Origin of the sequence: Streptomyces sp. SID13726, from assembly GCF_010548375.1 — a bacterium.
In the GTDB taxonomy this organism is placed as follows: domain Bacteria; phylum Actinomycetota; class Actinomycetes; order Streptomycetales; family Streptomycetaceae; genus Streptomyces.
Genome location: NZ_JAAGLY010000360.1, coordinates 1 through 468, shown reverse-complemented (window position 1 = coordinate 468; position 468 = coordinate 1). Strand labels below are relative to the sequence as shown.

The 468-nt window shown below is 67.1% G+C and carries 1 pseudogene; it reads left to right on the top strand.

Annotated features, from left to right (window positions below):
• A pseudogene (locus tag G3I78_RS48070) lies at positions 1-468 on the top strand (ABC transporter permease subunit); the annotation flags it as partial.

The window sequence follows — 468 nt, the reverse complement described above, 5'->3', positions numbered from 1 at the left end:
TCGCTGTTCTCGCAGTCCCTGCGCGGGGCGTACGGACTCGGCCGGTCCGCCAAGTCCAAGGTCCTCCCGATGCTCCTCTTCGCGGTGATGTGCGTCCCGGCGCTGATCATCGTCGCGGTCGCCATCGCGGTGCCCGGCTCCACCAGCCTGCCGATCAAGTACACGACGTACGCGCTGACCACCCAGGTGATCATCGGCCTGTACCTCGCCTCGCAGGCACCGCAGTCGGTCTCCCGGGACCTGCGCTTCAAGACCGTGCCGCTCTACTTCTCACGGCCGATCGAGCGCGTCGACTACGTCCTCGCCAAGTTCGCGGCGATGGCCTCGGCGCTCTTCATCCTCACCGCCACCCCGCTGCTGATCATGTGGATCGGCGCGCTGCTGGCCAAATTCGACTTCGCGGACCAGACCAAGGGGTTCGCCCAGGGACTGGTCTCCGTGCTGCTGCTCGCGGTGCTGTTCGCCGTC